Here is a 15,380-nt window from a genome sequence, read left to right as displayed (position 1 = left end):
GTTACCTCCTGACTTTGATTTTCAATGCGTCCGCAAGCTGCCGAAGATCCTCCGGCTGCGCCGCAAAGAAGTCGTTGTTGAAAAGAATGGTGTCCACGTCCTGTCGGAGCCAGTGGCTCCACGAGCTTTCCAGCATTTCTACCTCTGCCTCGGAAAAGCGGTGGACGCTCTTATCCGCCCACTCCATCTCCCGGTGGCTGTAGGCGATAGCGTGGGTGAGCGCCCCGCGCTCAAGCCCCCGCCCGTCGTCGTTGACGGCGAAATACTCTTTGGCCGTCTCGCTGGTGGTGAAGCAAATCCCCCGGCCCTCCGGGGTGGCGATAAAATCGCCGATGGTCTCGTACTCTGTGCCGTAGCGCACATTCATAGGCTTGCCGCCTGCGTCAAGCCCCCTGTACCTGTGGTGTGCCACGAATTTCATGCTGCCATTTCCTCCTCACTGACGGCCCCGTGCCGCCGATATATCCAGCCCGTCTCTATCTTGGTGGCTTTCATGGTGCATTTGAAGCGCTTTTTCCGCACCGCAAGCTCCGGGGCGAATAGCGTGGTGAAGCGTTCGTCCATGGCCCGGAGTGTGTCGTAGCTGTTGCAGCGCTTGGCGTGTGCCCTCCATGATTGGTAGGACTGAAAGATGTCCTCCGGGGCGAGCCTGCCCTCGTCCGCCCAGCGGCGGAAAATGTCGAGCTTCCGGCGCATACCCCTGATGCTCTTGCGGCTCAATTTCATCGTCACCCTGCCGCCCTCCTCAAGCCTCACCCTCATTTTCAGAAAGGCAAAGCTGTGGTGCTTAAACGGGGTGATGATGTTCTTCTTGTCGCTCATGGAGATACCTCGCTCCTCCGCGAGCTGGTAGAGGCACCTCTTGATGTCTTCCAGCTCCTTCAAGGAATGGCTTATCACATACCCGTCGTCGTTGTACCGCCCGTAGCCGTGGATGCCGCGCACGTCTTTGACGTAGTGGTCTATCGGACTGGCGTAGTCGAGGGCTATGACCTGGGATATTTCGCTCCCCAGCCCGATACCGTGTTTACGCTCCGCCGCCCTGTCTGCGGTCTTGAGCTTCTGAAAGTCGTCCACAAACTCGCAAAACAGGTCGTAGAGGCGGTCGTCCATGATCTTCTCCCGCGCCCGCGCCTTTATCCCGTCGTGAGGAATGCTGGCGAAGTAGCTCTTGAAGTCGAATTGATAGATACCGCCCTCGGTGCCGTACCTGCGGTAGTGATCGCGCAGGTGCTTCTTGAGCCGCTTGAGCTGGAAGTCCATGCCCTTGTCCTTGAGGCTCGCGCTGTTGTCGTAAATGAAGCTGCGCGAGTATGCCGGGATTAAGAGGTTCTTGCATAGGCATTTCTGCGCCGCCCGCTCTTGGATGGGCAGCGCGTCAATGTCGCGCTCCTTCCCGTGCTCCACCGTCGTAAAACTCTGGGAGCCGTGGAAAATCCGGGTGCCGTTGTGCAGGTCGTTGTAGGTCTTGAGGCTTTCAGTCAGCAGCTTGTTCTCGAAGTTGATCGTCGAGGTCTTCCACCTCGCGCCGTTGCAGCAGGTCTTCCCCGCCCGGCAAAGGTTTCCGAACGACATCACCTCGTCGAAGCTCGCGCTCCCGGCCTCCCGCGCTTTCTGCTCGCGCCGGGCCTTTCGCCGCTGGTATCTGGCCTCCCGTCTTTCGCTACTGTTCAAAACGTATCGTCTCCTGCCGCTGATGCAAAATCCCCCGCGTACAGCGGCCCATCCTGCGGGTGGTTTGCGGGGTGCATCACTTCCCGCACCTGTCCCGCCCTCCGGGTCGGTTTTTGGTGATAGCTGCGTAACGGCGGCTCATGTAACGAAAGAGGCGGCTCCCGGTGGCGCTGCGCTGGTTCCGGGTGCCTGCCCGACAAACTCTCTCGCCATGCAAGAAGCGTCCGGGCAACCGTATCGCGGGGCAATTTGAGGAATGAAGCCCGTCTCCGGGCCAGTCTCCAAGGTGCAAGCTCTCCTTTAAGGTTTTGGGGCGCTGCTTCGCATAATCGCTACTTGTTCTGGCCCACATAGTTATACTTAAAGCCCGGCGCGAAGCCATTCGAGTTGTAGGCGTTGTTGTTGTTCGCGCTGCCGCTCGTGTTGACATTGCAGAAGTTGTTCGTGTTGCCCGCATTGACCGAGCGGAGCCACCAGTTGCAGGCGGGGCCGTCAGAGCTTGCCCTAATACCGTTTAGCCGGGCTTTTTGCCACCCTGCTGCTTGCGGTAGGTATTCCACCGCTTTTTGTCGCTGTCGAGTACGCCACGGAGCCGGGAGAGCGCGGTGTTGGCGAGGGTCGTCCACGTCTGGAAAGCCGCGTCATACTGCTGCTTGCTGTCGAAGAAGTTGTTGCCCTCGTCCACCAGCTCGTAGCAGAATGTGATCTCGCCGCAAATCGCGTCGGCGCTGCTGGTAGCTATCATCAGATAGCGGTGCCGCAGGTCGTAGTCGTGCTCGCTCAAATCCTTGTGGACAAATATGGCGTTGCCTTTGAGCGCGTTGATGTAGATTTCCCGCGCCAGCTCGCACAGGCAGTTGGTGGTGTCCCGGTAGCTTTTGGGGAATCGCCGCACAATGCGGACGGTGAATTTCCGCAGCTCCCTCGCGTCCGCCACAAATTGCGCCGCCGCGTCCTTCCTGCGGGATTTGTAGACCGACATTTCGCTCCCTCGTTTCCTTGGCATTTGTCGGGGGGCGCGGCGGGGCTTGCGCCCCTGCCGCTTGCTGCTCCCCCTGTTTGGTTGATTTTGGATTAGGCCACCTTAAAGCCCGGCGCGAAGCCATACGAGTAGTAGGCGTTGATGTCGTCCGCGCCGCCGCCCGCGTTGACAATGCAGAAGACGTTCGTGCTGCCCGCATAGACCGAGCGGAGCCACCAGGGGCAGGCGGAAGTCGTCGCGCTGTGCTGGTACTTGACCTTGCTGTTGCCGTTCTTGTAGTAGTCGTACTGCTTCTGGTAGTTCTGCTCTGCGGTGTTGGCGTAAGAACGGGTGCCATGCACCTCAAATTCAGAGAGCAGCCAGATTTTGTCCGACGTGGCCGTGACATTGCTGGCCGGGTTGCTGGTGCCGCCCGTGTTGTCGCTGTACTTGGTGCAGGCCACAATCACGTTCTGCCACGCCGTCGGCAGGGCGGAGAGGAACGCCGGGCAGATGGTCTTCCGCATATAGCTGTTGTTCCATCCGCCGCTGTTAGTATTGCTGGTGTTCATGCAGAAGCCCGTCCCGGTGCTGCCGTAGCTCTGGACGAAAGCAATGTCAGTGCCGTTGCTCGTCTTGCCGAACTGGAAATGGATGCTGTTGCCTCCCTCTACGCTGCTGTTGTGGTTGAAGCCGAGGATAAAGGCGTAGACGGTGCTGTTGTAGGAGAGGCCGCCGAAGGAGCCGTTGACCGCAATCCCCATCTTGTCGCCCACGCTCCAATAGTTGGAGGCTGTGCCAGCCTTGGCCGCCGCCTGAATGGTCTCCGGGGTGTTGTCGGCGAGCGAGGTGCTGGGCATGGTGACGGTGACGGCGCAGGTCTTGGAGGCCGGGGCCGTGTGGTTCGTGCCTGCGGCCACATTGATGGTGATGGTGACGTTGCCCTTGGCCTTGGCCGTCACCGTGACGGTGGTGCCGCTGACGCTGACCGTGGCGATACTGGTATTGGAGCTGCTGGCGGTGATCGCGCCGTCGCCTGCGCGGGTGACGGCGATAGTGCCCGTGAGGGCAGAGACGTTGAGGATCATAGAGGTCTTGTTGAGGCTCAAACTGCCTGCGGCCTTGCCAATGCTCCAAGAGACCGTTTTCGCAGTGGTGGTGCCGTCCGGCCACTGGTAGTTGGCCCCCGGCGTGAAGCTGGCGCTGTAGTTTCCGGCGTTGGTCGCCTTATTGGTGCCGCCGACGGTCATTTTGCTGCTGTCGTAGCCGTTGAACTGCGCGGCCTGTTCGCTGCCCGTGTACGTCTGGCCGCCCTTCGCAGTAGGAACGCTGACGACCGCCCGGCTGATCGTCCACGAGATCGTCTTGGCCGTGGTGGTGCCGTCCGGCCACTTGAAGCCCTCTTTCGGGGTCACGGTGGCGTTGTATGTCCCAACGTTCGTCCCGCTGGTAGTGCCCCCAAGCGTGACCTTTGAGGTGTCCAGCCCGTTCCATGTGGGGCTTTGCGCCGCCCCGGTGTAGTAGAGAGTGCCGTTCTGCGTCGGCACGGTGTTGATGGTGCTGTTGAGGTCTGTGACGGCCTTTGCAGCGTCCTCCGCCGCTTTCTGCGCGTTCTGCGCCGCCGTCTTTGCCGCACTTGCCTCCCGGTTCGCCGTGTTCGCGGTGTTGAGGGCGGTGGTGGCGGTCTCGCTGACCTCCGCGATAGCGGTCTCATTGGCCGTGGCCTTCTCCATGGCCGCCTCCGCCGTGGTCTTCGCGGCGTTGGCGGTGGTGTCGGCGGCATTAGCCTTTTCCAGCGCGGCGTTGGCGGTGGACTGTGCGCTGCCAGCCTTGTTATAGGCTTCCCGTGCCTTGTCCATGGCCGTCTGCGCGAGCTGTCTTGCGGCCACAAGCTCTGCTCCGGCAGAGCCGGGGGTGTTTACCTGTCCGTATGCCATCTGTTACTCCTTCCCGCTGCAAAGCCAGTATTCAGCCGCGATATTCTCATTCGGCCTGCTCGCTGACCGCAGCCTGATTTTCCCCGCGAGGGTTTCGGTCGTCGGGCACAGTCCGCAGACCGTGGCCGTGCCGATGCTGCCGGGCGAGATTGTCACGTCTACCCGGTCTTTCGCGGTAATGCCGCCCACGGCGAGGTCGTAGTAGTACGAATATTCGTGCATATCCGCCTCTCCCTCGCCGTTCTCGTCGATTTCCTCGGAGGCCCATCCCGCCGCCGGGACAGTAAACGGGACGGCATTGCTCGCGTCCTGCTTCTCGCTCAAAATTCCCTCGATTTCCTCGATGCTTCCCGCCGTAGCCTGTGCCAAAGCAGAGACGGCGGAGCCAGATTGCTCCGCCGTCTGCTTGATGGCCTTTATGTGGTTACAAAGTGCGGCAAGCCCGTTTTCGAGGGGGAGCTTGATTTTCTTCCCCATCCGGGTCTACCTCCTGTCTGTGGCGATTACTCCGCAGTCTCGCTCGCGCCCAGCAGGGCCGCAATCTCCTCAGCGGTGTAGTCGCTGATGTCGCTGGCGTGGATAACAACGTCCTCCACGCCGTCCACCATGACCTTCTCCACAAAGTCGCTGGGCTTCTTGCCGCTGTCGGTCAGATTGCCGTTCTCGTCCAGCCCGGCGAAGTTGCCAGCGGTGGCCTCGGCCACCTTGTCGGCCTTGCCGGACAGGTCAACAGCAGCGGGCGCGGGGACGTAAAGGCCGTCGGCCTTGAGCTGGAGCTGGTTGCCCGCCTCGGCGGAAATGTTGACCTTGACCTCCACCTCGTAGCCGGAGATTTCGATGGTGGTGGAAGCGTCCTTGCCCTCGGTCTTGGCCTTGTAGGTGTCCACCAGCTTCGCCATGTTGAGGAAGGAGTAGCTGACGGTGTCGCCCTCGCCCTTGACGGCCAGCACCATCACGGGCTTGTTGGTGAGGTTGGGGTCGGTCGCGCCGGGGTAGGTCTCGGTGGAGAAGGTGAACTTGTCCACGAAAGCGGTCTTGGCCTGATCGAGCACCATGTCCACGGGGAAGTCCATGGTGAAGACGGGGGTGCCGGACTTGTCGGCGCTGGTGTAGAAGTTGACGGTGTTGCCGTCCACCTTGCCGGACTTGAACGCGAGCGCGTTCTGCGCCTCCGCCGCAGCGAGGCGGGTGTCGGTGGCCGCGAAGCGCTTCTTCAGCTCGGCAGCCAGATTCTCGATGGTGGTCTTGGTGGTGAGGTTCTTCTTGGTACTCATTTTGGATTCCTCCTGTAAAAAATTTATTTTGCTTCACCCTCGTTGAGGATGTTAGCAACAGATTCAGCGACCTCGCCCTCGTCAACGAGGTCTTCGTCGGTCACGACCTTGTCGGCGTTGACCGAAAGAGTGCCGTCCGGCCCCACGTTGAGGCCGTCGCCCACCTTCACGCCGCCCAGCCGGGTCGCCGTGGCCGCAGGCAGGGAATATCCCGCGCCAGAGACAACCCCTCCGCTGATCGCGCCGGACGTGGCGCAAAGCAGCGTCAGCGTGGCGGTCATATCAGCCGTGGGCGCGGACTTTGCATAGAGCCGCAAGGCCCCGTCCATCGTCCGGGCCGTGGTGGAAAGCTCGCAGCCCTTGGCTGTTTCAAGGTGCGCGGGGTGGACGCTCAAGAACGGCTGCATAGCCTCCGTAACGTCCTTGATGGGAATATCCACCCGGAGGCCAAAGCCGTCCTCCATGTCCGGCTCCTCCGCCTCCCCGTCTCCCTCGCCGATGTGCCCGGTGCCGTCCGTCCACCCGTCCTTCGGGATGGTGATTTCCAGCACGGCGGTCGCGTCGGCGATAAGCTGCTTGACTGCAGCGTAGGTGGCGATAGCGTCCGGGTCGATGTTGGCCGATACTGCGTCCACGGCCCCGACCGCCGCGATAAGGTCGAACGTCGCCAGCTTCCCGACGGCGCTGCTGGCCGGGCGAATCCATTCCAGCCCGTCTTCCAGCTTGAGGTAGGTATAGGGCACCTCGCCCAGGTCAGGGTCTTCCGCATAGAGCAGGATTCCCATGGCATAGAAGCCCGTCTCCACATCGTCGCTCTTGATCTGCACCGTAACCTGACACTCGCCGTCCACCGGGTTCGTGACTGCGGCGATTTTCGCGTCCATCACATAGTCCGGCGGCTCGGTGAGGCTTTTGGGGGAAACGTCCTCCGGGATAATCCCCTGCCCGACCGCTGCCCGTGTGTAGTTCATCTTGCACCGTCCGGCCAGCACCTTGGCTATCAGGGCAGGCCCCGGCAAGCACTGGTAGCTGCCGTCTTCAAATTTAGACATCTTCGTACCTCCTAATCAATTCGTTTTGATTTGATATGCGTATGACAGAAAAGCCCTCCTGCGGCCTTTTCCCGGCTCATAGAGGCCCCTCTGACCTCCGGGGTGTCCGTGGTTATACCAGGCCTGTCAAAGGCACCCTGCGCCACGCTGACGGGCTTGTGGGCGGTTCTCTGCACCTGCGGCGTATCTCCTGCCATATCAGAGGTGTTTGTACCGCCCTGCCAGACCTTGTAGCGCGTCCGTAACGTCTGCTCCGGCGTGGGGGTATCTCCCGCCAGCTTGGAGCCGACTTCCCCGCTGTGGGAAAACGGGAGGGCCGTTCTGACGGTCTCCGATGGCGTGGGAGGTATGCCGTCGAGCCACGGCGCGGCTGCTGCGGCCTGCGAGATTGGCAGCGGCATGGTGTCGGTGATGTGCCCCTGCGTGACAGGCTCGAAAAGGAAGTAGCTTCCCACGGCTCCGCCCTGCGCGAACGGGATGGTCTGGCGGTACTGCTTGCGGATGTGGATATAGATTTTCAGCGTGAGGTGCGCGGGGATTCGCCGCAAGAGCGTTTCAAGCAGGTTCTCCTCTCCGGGTATCTCGCCCTCCACGACGACGGTGATCGTCCCGCGCATGAAGTCGAAGTCCACATGGCCCGGCGTGTACTGCCCGATGATTCCCCGTATCTCCGGCTCCCCGATATGGCCGAGGCCGATGATGTACCCGATAACCACGCGCTTCCTCTGGTCGAGCGTGAGCTTGCCCTTGTAGGTGATCTTGAGGGCCTTTTCCCACATTCGTATCGTTGCGTCGTCCGCCGTGAGAATAAAGTTAAAATCGACCACATTCTCTACGCCGCCGCAAACGCCGTCCAATAGGCGGCCCTGCGCCCGGAGGATGGCCCGCATTTCAAACACGTCAAGGTAGAAAAGCGGCATGGCCGCGCAAAGCTCTTGGAAGTTGTTCGGGTATGGAGGGTTAAGATAGGACATTGACGCTCACCTCCCCCAGCACAGGCACCTCGTCCGCCGCCAGCCGGATATTGCCCTCCTCCCCGTTTATGGTGAGGTCGGCATAGTCAACGAGGTATGTGGTGAGGCCCGCGAGGATAGCGCCGACGGCGCTGATACGGACGATGATCGTGGTGCCGTCCGCTGCGTCCAGCACGAGGCCCTTGAGGTATGCTGTGATGGCCTCTGTGACGGCCTGCTGCACGTTCTCCGCCGTTTGGCTGGCCGAAAGCTCCGCCGTGAAGGAGAGGTTGACGCGGAGGGCTGTGGCCGCAACTGCGGTAAAGTGCGCACCGATGTTCGCCTGCCCGTTGCCTCTGCCGTCGCCGAAGACGTAGGTTTTCCCGTCCACCTCAACGGTCATGCCCTCGTCTGCCGGGTCAATGTACCGCTGCGTCTCCTCCACCACGCTATCCGCCACGGGGAGGCCGTCGGGACTGATAAGCACCGCCTTGACGGTGTTCTGCCCGTACCAGAGGGGGAAAATGATGGCCCGGCCCACGCCGTCGATGCTCTCGCACCACGTTTTGTAGTGCTGTCGGTTGCCGTTCTCCGCCGGGCCTGCTATCTTCTCGAAAATGCGGGCGCGGAGGTGTTCGTCGTCCTCTGTGTCGGTGCCGTAGCCCTCCCCGTAGATCGGGCCGAAGCTGGCCGAGGTCATGCCTTGAACTGTGTCGCAGGGGACGGCAATATCCCCGTTCTGGATGTAGTTGCATTCCGTCCCCGGTGTCTCCGCCTCAAGGTAGAGGCTCCCGTCCTCGTCCTCGCAGAGGGTGAAGTAGTAACCGCTGTCATTGTGGAAAAACCGCCAGCCGACCGCCGGGCGGGTGCCCGTGTAGACAAAGAGGTACTTTGCGCTGGTGGCTGCGTTCCGGCTCATGCCGTACTCCGCCGCCCGCAGGTCGAGGTATTCGTCGTGGGCTGTGACGATAAAGACCGTCTCAAATACCCGGTCGAGGTCGGTGTAGAGCTTGGCTATCTTATTGACCGTCGCCGATACTGCGTCGAAGAAGATGCTGCCCTGCCGGGTGTCGATGCCCTCCGGGGCCATGGCAAGAACTTCTTCCATCAGCTTTTTTTCGGTTCTGTCCTCAAACATCAAATCACCTCCTTCACCTGTACTGTGCCGTAAATGGTGTCCGCGTCGAAGGAAACGAAAACCGCGTCCCCGTCGTCTCCTACGGCCTCAAAGAGGTCGGGGAATAGCTGCGCCTTGTCCTCCGGCGTGAACGCGAAGACGAAGTTGTAGACGAGCGTGATGCGCCTGTCCGGGCGCAGCGCGTCCCTGACAAAGCCAGGGACGACCGCCTCTATGTAATCGTGAGAGGCGCGTCCTTGGCTCTGAATAACCGCCGCTTCTATCTCGCTCCCGTACTGATTGTCGTATATCAGGCACTTCCAGCGCGGGGTGATGATCGCCTTGTGGATGGCCTGCCGGACGGCCTCTTGGCCGTCTACCATGCCGAGTATGCGCCCCTCCTCCAAGTCGAGGCGGTAGGTCTTGGAGGGCGGTTCTGCTGCTTCCTCAACCTTTGTTACGAGGAGGGGGATATATACGCTCTCCTTCACTAAATCACCTCCTGCCCGGCCACGCGGTCGAGGACATAGTAGAGCTTCCCGTGGTTGAGGGCGAGGATATGGAGCTTGTCGCCCACGCGGAGGGCGTTGTGGACGACGATGATGCCCTTGTAGAGGTTGAAGTCCTCCCCGTGGTGGACGTGCGTTCCGCCGATGGGGTCGGCGTGGGAGCCGTCGTTTTTCGTCCAGCTATCCAGTGTGCCGTCCATCTTGCGGTAGGTGGCGCGGGTCTTGTAGTCGGTGAGGTGCCACGGGACGATGGTGATGCGCTCGTTGATAATGAGCTTTTCGTCGTTGGTCATTTGGATTTTGAGCGGCCCGGTCTGAATGACCGTCCCCTCCATAAGCTCGTCGCCGTCTGGTATCATGCTTTGGAAAAGCTGCTTGAGGCTGGTTTCGTTGCCGCTGCTGTTGGTCTCCGCCACATAATCACCTCCCCTTATGCAATATCCGCCGCCCACGATAGGTCGAGCGACATGGTGTGTAGGTTATCTTTGAAGGTGTGGCTGTCTGAATCCACGTAGAGCGTCCTGTTGATGGCGATATGTGGGATAATGATAAACACCCCCACGCCTGCAATAACGTCTGGTATTCCCAGCAGGTTATTGAGGGAGAGGGTGCGCTGCGGTGTCTTCTTTTCCTGTAGCATGGACTTCGCCAGTGCGTTGATTTGAGCGCTGTTGAGGGATTCGTCCGGGGTGTCCACCTCCTGCATAATGCCGATTTTCTGCTCAAGAGCCGGGTCGCTGGCCTGCGCCAGCACCGTCCCCTCGCTGCTCAACAGCTTTATGCGGGTACGGACGTTCTCGATGGACTTGGTGTACTTGTACTTGGAGACGTTGGCCCCGGTTTCCAGTACCCATTGGAGTATGTTCTCCTGCCGCTTGCGCAGACAGAGGGAGCCTTTGTCGCTGACGACGAAAAAGCGCGTCCCCGTGTTGTCGAACTCAAGGCTCAATGCGTCCGCGATAGCGTCCCAGCCCGTGGTCTTCTTTTTGGTGAGGTCGGGGATGGTGTAGCTACAGCCCGCCACGTCCCCGGTCGGAAGCCCGAAGCGGTTGCAAACGTCCCGGAAAACTGCGTCGGCAGTCTTGCTCTCATATACGAAGGTGTCCCGGTTGTTGCTCAAGTAAATGCCGTTGTCGTATGCCTTGAGGGTGAGGGTCTTGCTTTGGCTGGCGGATTGGTTCATAAAGGTGCCGCGAAAAAGCTCCTCCCCGTCATAGCGGAAAAGGCATTGCCAGCCGTCCTCCACGTCGATACCGCTGCGCTCATGCCAGTAGCCGTCGTCGTCGAGGAGGCTGACGGAAAGGGTGCGGGCCGGGCTGCCTCTGCGCCCGGCCCATGTGATGCTTTGGACGAGCTGCGTGATGTCCAGCCCTCCGCCTCCGCCGTTCTTGTAGACCGTGAGGCTGATGCCCTGTCCCATAGCTGCTCGCCTCCTATTCTGGTATGGTTAAAACCTGTCCGGGGTATATCCTGTTCGGGTTGCTCCCTACCGTCCCCTTATTCGCGTCGTAGATTTTGGTGTAGTCCGCGCCGCTGCCGTAAAGGGACTTGGCGATATTCCATAGGCAGTCGCCCTTCTTGACCGTGTAGGTTTTCGGGGTGGTGGTGTTGTCTACGCGGGTCTCTGCGGGCTGCACTGTGGCCGTGCTGCCCGCCACCGAGACCTGCCGGACGGTGACCTCTCTGTACTCCTTGAGGGTGAGGTCATAATGGATAGTGCCTACGTCCCCGCCCTCCTCGTAGTGGTTGAATTTCTCGATTGTGCAGTATTCGTTTATCCCGGCCCCGGTTATGATGATGTGGACGGGCTTCTTGCTGTCAATCCACCCGTTTATCCGCTCCACGCATTGCTGCGGGTCGGTGAGCGGCACGTTCTCAATGCCGGGGAAATTGGTGCGCGGGAAGAAGCTGCTGAAAGAGAACTGGTAGGCCGGGCGAGACTGCTTAATGGTGATCTCGCCCAGCCCGGTCACGTCAACGGAGGTGTTCTTGCTGCCGATAGAGACGCTGAACTTTTGGGGCAGGACGGGGATTTGCAGCTTCTCTTGCTCTGCGTTCCCCGTTATCCACATCTGGTAGTTAGTGTTCATAGCTGCCATCCCCTTCCTCGAAGATTTCGTCCTTGACGAGGTTTAGCAGCGCCGGGCGGAGATTCGACACGAGGATTTCCACGATCTCCTCCTTGCTGGTTCCTCCGCCGCCGTTGACCTCGATGGGGGAGCCGCCTGCGATTTCAAGGGTGATGTGCTTGGTCTGCTCCCCTCCCCCTTCATTCCCGGATTCAGCAGCCGGGGGCGTGAGGGTGTAGCTGGTTGTGCGGTTGTCGTTGTTGGTGGTGAACGCGCCGAAGATGCGCTCCGCTTCATCTGTGGAGTATAGACCGCTGCTCGCCCTGCTGACGGCAGGCTCGCCGCCTCCCCCGTCTGAGGTAACAGCGTCAATGATGCGGTCTGTCTCGTCGGCGGGGAAAACGGTGCTGCCAGCCTTGCCGAGAATAAGCTCCGGCCCATCCTCGCCAGCGATAAAAGCGTCCTCTGCGTATGTGGTGCCGTTGGCGTGGCCTGTGACTGTGGTGACGTTCCCGCCGCTGGGGGAGCTACTTAGAGCCGCAGAAACAGCGCTGGCCGCCGATTCCGCCGCGCTGACGGCGTTAGAGGTGCCGTCCCGGATGGCCTGCGTGTATGCCTCCATCGTCTGCTTGGCTGCCGCTGCTGCGTCCGTCTCCATGTTCATATTGTCAATGGCCTCGTCCAGCCGCCCCTCGATTTCGGCCATCTTCTCGTTGAAGTCGGTCTCCATTGTGGCGACGGTGGTGGCGAACTCGTCCTTTGCGTCCTCGACCTCTTGGAAGGAGGAATTGAAGTCGTCCACGAACGCTTGTGCCTCCGCGCTGCTATCCCCCAGCGCCTCGATATTCTCGATGATCGCATTGAGGTAGCCAGCACTCTCCTCGCTGCCGTCAGACAGGGAGGCAACCAGCCCTTCATCAAGGCCGTACTCCGCCGCCTTGCGCAGGTTCTCGGAGTAGGTGTTCAGATACTCAATTTGGCTGTCAAAAGCCGCCTGCATATCCGTGATACTAAGCTCCGTCTCCGTCGCCATGGTATCGAACAGGCCGATTTGTCCGTCAATGCTGCTCCGGGCGCTCTCATAGGCTGCGTCGTAGGCTTCGCACAGCGCGTCTATATCCGCCTGTACCGAGGATAGGGCCGTGTTTACCGCGTCCTCATAGCTGACGGTGGCCTCCGCCGCCTCTGCCTCCGCCTCCGCGAGGTCTTCCCAGCCCTGCTCGATTTCCGCAATGGTCGCGTCGTTCTCGGCCATGGCTGCTTCAAGCTCCTCAAGGGCCGCTTGGTATGCCTCAAGGTCGTCCCACTCGCCGCCAGTCCAAAAGTGATCCCAGCCGCTCATGTCGTCCATGCGCTGCTGCTCAAGGTCTATAAGTTCCTTTGTTTTGTCTATTTCCGCTTGAAGGGCATCATGCTTCTTTGTTGCCTCTATCCAAGTATCCTGCGCCTGCTGTCGGCGTTGTAACTCCGCCTCCTGTTCACAGGCCCGCTTCATAGCCTCAACATAGTCCTCCGTACTCATAGAGGCGGTATTCATCTTGTCGGCAATTTCGGGGTAGGAAGCTGCGAGTTGTTTGTTGATGGCTTGCAGGGCCTCCTCCTCTGCTGCCGTTCTGTCCGCCTTAGAAGCCAGGTCGTCGTATTTCTGGATAAGAGACATGGCCCCGACTTCATTGGCATTTATATCGGCGAGGGCGCTGTTGAAGTCAGCCGATACAGAACGGACGCTCTCACAGAGCGCGTCCACCTCTGCGGTGAACTCCTCCACGGTCTGCCTGTTGGCCTCAAATGCCGCCGAGAGGTCGTCCACCTGATACTTGAGCCTGCTGGCCTCCTCGGAGGTCTCCCCGTACTGCTCACAGGCTTTCTCGTACTCCGCGTTGAGGTCTTGCAGCTCATAATACTGGGCGCGGGTTGCTGCCGTCATTCCCTCGGTCTCGCCCAAATTCTCCTCGTTCATGGCGATAAAGGCCGCGACCGCTGCGGTGAGCGCTGTAATTCCGATGGCTACCCAACCGATTGGGCCAAGAGCCGCGTTTACTGCCGTCCCGAAAGATATGATCGCCGGGATTGCTGTTTGAAGGGCAACGGAGGCGGCACCAACAGCGGCAATAGCTACCGCAACAGCACCAAGTCCAATCGTAATCGCTGTAACTGCCTTGACCACGCCGGGGTGCTCCTGCGTGAACTCCGTCATGAAATTCAGCATATCCGTCCCAAGCCCGTAGAGCTTTTCAATGAGCGGGTTGATCTGCTGGCCGATGGAGATTTGCAGGTTGGCCGCCGCGTTGGACAAGTCCTCCGCTGCGTCCGCCGTGGTGTTGTTCATGGTCTCGTAGGCCGCTGCCGTGGCCCCTGCGGAGGTCTGCATAGCGTCAAGGGTAGTGTTGAACTGCTCCGCCCCGGCGTTGTAGAGGGACAGAGCGCCGATTCCGGCCTCCGAACTGCTCCACAATTCGTTGAACGCGCCCGCGCTCCCGCCTACGCTTGTACCAAGAACGTCCATCACGTCGCCCAGCGAATAGCCCATGTCCATCAGCTCGGAGAACGAGCTGCCCGTCTCCTCCATCAGGACGGTGGAGACGGTGCTGCCGCTGTCTCCCAGCTCATTCAGCATGGACTTGAGGTACGTCCCGGCCTCCGCCGTGGCAATGCCGCCCTTGGTCAGCTCCGCGTAGGCTGCCGAAAGGTTATCCATTTCCACGCCGTAGGCCGAGGCAAGGGGGATAACTTTACCGACAGAAGCAGCCAGCTCGTCCACGGTGGTTTTGCCGAGGTTTTGGGTGGTAATGAGCATATCGGCAATGTTCTCCGCATAGCTCGCTTCCAGCCCATAGGCATTGAGGGCCGTCGTGAGTACGTCCACCGCCGTTGCGGAGCTGGTGAAACCGCCTGCGGCTAGCTTGGTCGCCGTGGCGGTAAACTCGACGGCAGATGCTGTTTCCACGCTCGCGGAGATCGCGGAGTATGTGGCCTCTGCCAGCTCGTTCACGCTGTCGCCCGTCTCCATGGAGAGGGCCATAAGGTCGCTGGAAATGGTGGAGAGGGAGACCTGCGTGGTGTCGGCGATAGTGGATATTTTCATTACGCCGAGCTGGAACTCTGCGGCTGCATCGGACGCTTCCATAAAAGCGTCTGCCAGTTGCTCTACCGTCTTGACTATCCCTAATGATGTCAGCGCAGAGGAAAGCTGTTCCAACGCCTCTGTTCCTTTTTTACCGCCGTTTTCTGCTTCATCCGCTGCCCTTTCTGTGGCATCTGCAAGCTCGTCTGTAGCATTTGCGGCCCTCCTGTTCGCCTCGTCCAGCTCCCTCGCAGCGTCCGCCGCATTTTGGGCCGCCTCCTCAAGCTCGTCGAGGTCGCCGCAACCAGAGGCGAGAAGTTGATCGTATTCATCCATGGCTTGCTGCGCCCGCTCCTGTGCTGCGGTTAGGCTGTTCATGGCCTCCTCTGCGGCCTCGCTTGCCCTTGCCAGCTCCTCTTTGGTCTCTGCGGAGACTTTATCGTTTTCGGCCAGTTCCTCCATCGTCTGCGAGGCTTTGTCCATAGCCGCCGTCAGGTCTGCTTGGGCCTGCTCCGCTTCGTCGATGGAGGTGGCTACGCCGTCTATCGTCCGTGATACCGACGCAATCCGCAACGAAACATTGACAAAGGAACTGTCAACAGCGGCACCCGCCCGCTCTATCCGCCCGGCCATTTCCTGTCCGCTTTGGGCTATTCGTTCAATGGCTGCACTCATTTCGTCCAGAACACTAAATCTTGCGGTTAAGTTTTCCAATGCTCTACCTCCTCTCTGATTTTGGCAACAAAAAAGGGCCTCGCATAGCCGCGAGG

General features: G+C 60.2%; 15 protein-coding genes. All 15 read right to left on the bottom strand.

The window, feature by feature from the left end:
* Nucleotide 1 precedes the first annotated feature (1 nt).
* The 15 genes from QZ332_RS00970 to QZ332_RS00905 all read right to left on the bottom strand — a co-directional run bounded on the left by QZ332_RS00970 (nucleotide 2) and on the right by QZ332_RS00905 (nucleotide 15,324).
* Nucleotides 2-421: a hypothetical protein gene (locus QZ332_RS00970; protein WP_295761162.1), complete on the bottom strand. Its 420-nt coding sequence runs from the start codon at nucleotides 419-421 to the stop codon at nucleotides 2-4.
* Nucleotides 418-1,674 (bottom strand): RNA-directed DNA polymerase, encoded by a 1,257-nt coding sequence (locus QZ332_RS00965; RefSeq protein ID WP_295761159.1) that lies wholly within the window; start codon nucleotides 1,672-1,674, stop codon nucleotides 418-420. Before QZ332_RS00965 ends, QZ332_RS00970 begins: the two co-directional genes overlap by 4 nt.
* A 332-nt stretch (nucleotides 1,675-2,006) precedes the next feature.
* Nucleotides 2,007-2,234, bottom strand: a complete 228-nt coding sequence (locus tag QZ332_RS13780) for a DUF6273 domain-containing protein (RefSeq protein WP_367116642.1) — start codon at nucleotides 2,232-2,234, stop codon at nucleotides 2,007-2,009.
* Nucleotides 2,189-2,656 (bottom strand): hypothetical protein, encoded by a 468-nt coding sequence (locus tag QZ332_RS00960; protein ID WP_295761156.1) that lies wholly within the window; start codon nucleotides 2,654-2,656, stop codon nucleotides 2,189-2,191. The genes QZ332_RS13780 and QZ332_RS00960 overlap by 46 nt, the downstream gene beginning before the upstream one ends.
* 92 nt (nucleotides 2,657-2,748) lie before the next feature.
* The gene (locus QZ332_RS00955) at nucleotides 2,749-4,524 is read right to left on the bottom strand and encodes a DUF6273 domain-containing protein (RefSeq protein ID WP_295761154.1); all 1,776 of its coding nucleotides are present in this window, start codon (nucleotides 4,522-4,524) and stop codon (nucleotides 2,749-2,751) included.
* 51 nt (nucleotides 4,525-4,575) lie between these two features.
* Nucleotides 4,576-5,049, bottom strand: a complete 474-nt coding sequence (locus tag QZ332_RS00950) for a hypothetical protein (RefSeq protein ID WP_295761152.1) — start codon at nucleotides 5,047-5,049, stop codon at nucleotides 4,576-4,578.
* Between the two features lie 26 nt (nucleotides 5,050-5,075).
* Entirely contained in the window at nucleotides 5,076-5,846 is a 771-nt protein-coding gene (locus tag QZ332_RS00945) for a hypothetical protein (RefSeq protein ID WP_295761150.1), read from the bottom strand.
* A 23-nt stretch (nucleotides 5,847-5,869) separates the two neighbouring features.
* On the bottom strand, nucleotides 5,870-6,898 hold the full coding sequence (locus QZ332_RS00940; protein ID WP_295761148.1) for a hypothetical protein: 1,029 nt from the start codon (nucleotides 6,896-6,898) through the stop codon (nucleotides 5,870-5,872).
* A gap of 11 nt (nucleotides 6,899-6,909) precedes the next feature.
* The gene (locus tag QZ332_RS00935) at nucleotides 6,910-7,872 is read right to left on the bottom strand and encodes a hypothetical protein (RefSeq protein WP_295761146.1); all 963 of its coding nucleotides are present in this window, start codon (nucleotides 7,870-7,872) and stop codon (nucleotides 6,910-6,912) included.
* Entirely contained in the window at nucleotides 7,859-8,989 is a 1,131-nt protein-coding gene (locus tag QZ332_RS00930) for a baseplate J/gp47 family protein (RefSeq protein WP_295761144.1), read from the bottom strand. The genes QZ332_RS00935 and QZ332_RS00930 overlap by 14 nt, the downstream gene beginning before the upstream one ends.
* On the bottom strand, nucleotides 8,989-9,459 hold the full coding sequence (locus QZ332_RS00925; protein ID WP_295761142.1) for a DUF2634 domain-containing protein: 471 nt from the start codon (nucleotides 9,457-9,459) through the stop codon (nucleotides 8,989-8,991). Before QZ332_RS00925 ends, QZ332_RS00930 begins: the two co-directional genes overlap by 1 nt.
* Nucleotides 9,459-9,893 carry a DUF2577 family protein gene (locus QZ332_RS00920; protein ID WP_295761140.1) on the bottom strand — a complete coding sequence of 145 codons (435 nt, stop codon included), beginning with the start codon at nucleotides 9,891-9,893 and terminating at the stop codon, nucleotides 9,459-9,461. The genes QZ332_RS00925 and QZ332_RS00920 overlap by 1 nt, the downstream gene beginning before the upstream one ends.
* 14 nt (nucleotides 9,894-9,907) lie before the next feature.
* Nucleotides 9,908-10,897, bottom strand: coding sequence for a hypothetical protein (locus QZ332_RS00915; protein WP_295761139.1), 990 nt, complete (start codon nucleotides 10,895-10,897; stop codon nucleotides 9,908-9,910).
* Nucleotides 10,898-10,910: 13 nt separating this feature from the next.
* Entirely contained in the window at nucleotides 10,911-11,567 is a 657-nt protein-coding gene (locus QZ332_RS00910; protein WP_295761137.1) for a LysM peptidoglycan-binding domain-containing protein, read from the bottom strand.
* Complete coding sequence (locus QZ332_RS00905; protein ID WP_295761135.1) at nucleotides 11,557-15,324, bottom strand: phage tail tape measure protein; 3,768 nt, start codon at nucleotides 15,322-15,324, stop codon at nucleotides 11,557-11,559. Before QZ332_RS00905 ends, QZ332_RS00910 begins: the two co-directional genes overlap by 11 nt.
* Nucleotides 15,325-15,380: the final 56 nt, after the last annotated feature.

The organism is uncultured Oscillibacter sp. (assembly GCF_910584465.1).
Classification (GTDB): domain Bacteria; phylum Bacillota; class Clostridia; order Oscillospirales; family Oscillospiraceae; genus Oscillibacter.
This window is presented reverse-complemented; position numbering and strand designations above follow the sequence as displayed.

Bases quoted from the DNA above. Each gene is read 5' to 3' on its own strand.
- QZ332_RS00970 (WP_295761162.1), bottom strand. From the start codon at position 421: ATGAAATTCGTGGCACACCACAGGTACAGGGGGCTTGACGCAGGCGGC.
- QZ332_RS00960 (WP_295761156.1), bottom strand. From the start codon at position 2,656: ATGTCGGTCTACAAATCCCGCAGGAAGGACGCGGCGGCGCAATTTGTG.
- QZ332_RS00950 (WP_295761152.1), bottom strand. From the start codon at position 5,049: ATGGGGAAGAAAATCAAGCTCCCCCTCGAAAACGGGCTTGCCGCACTT.
- QZ332_RS00945 (WP_295761150.1), bottom strand. From the start codon at position 5,846: ATGAGTACCAAGAAGAACCTCACCACCAAGACCACCATCGAGAATCTG.
- QZ332_RS00940 (WP_295761148.1), bottom strand. From the start codon at position 6,898: ATGTCTAAATTTGAAGACGGCAGCTACCAGTGCTTGCCGGGGCCTGCC.
- QZ332_RS00935 (WP_295761146.1), bottom strand. From the start codon at position 7,872: ATGTCCTATCTTAACCCTCCATACCCGAACAACTTCCAAGAGCTTTGC.
- QZ332_RS00930 (WP_295761144.1), bottom strand. From the start codon at position 8,989: ATGTTTGAGGACAGAACCGAAAAAAAGCTGATGGAAGAAGTTCTTGCC.
- QZ332_RS00915 (WP_295761139.1), bottom strand. From the start codon at position 10,897: ATGGGACAGGGCATCAGCCTCACGGTCTACAAGAACGGCGGAGGCGGA.
- QZ332_RS00910 (WP_295761137.1), bottom strand. From the start codon at position 11,567: ATGAACACTAACTACCAGATGTGGATAACGGGGAACGCAGAGCAAGAG.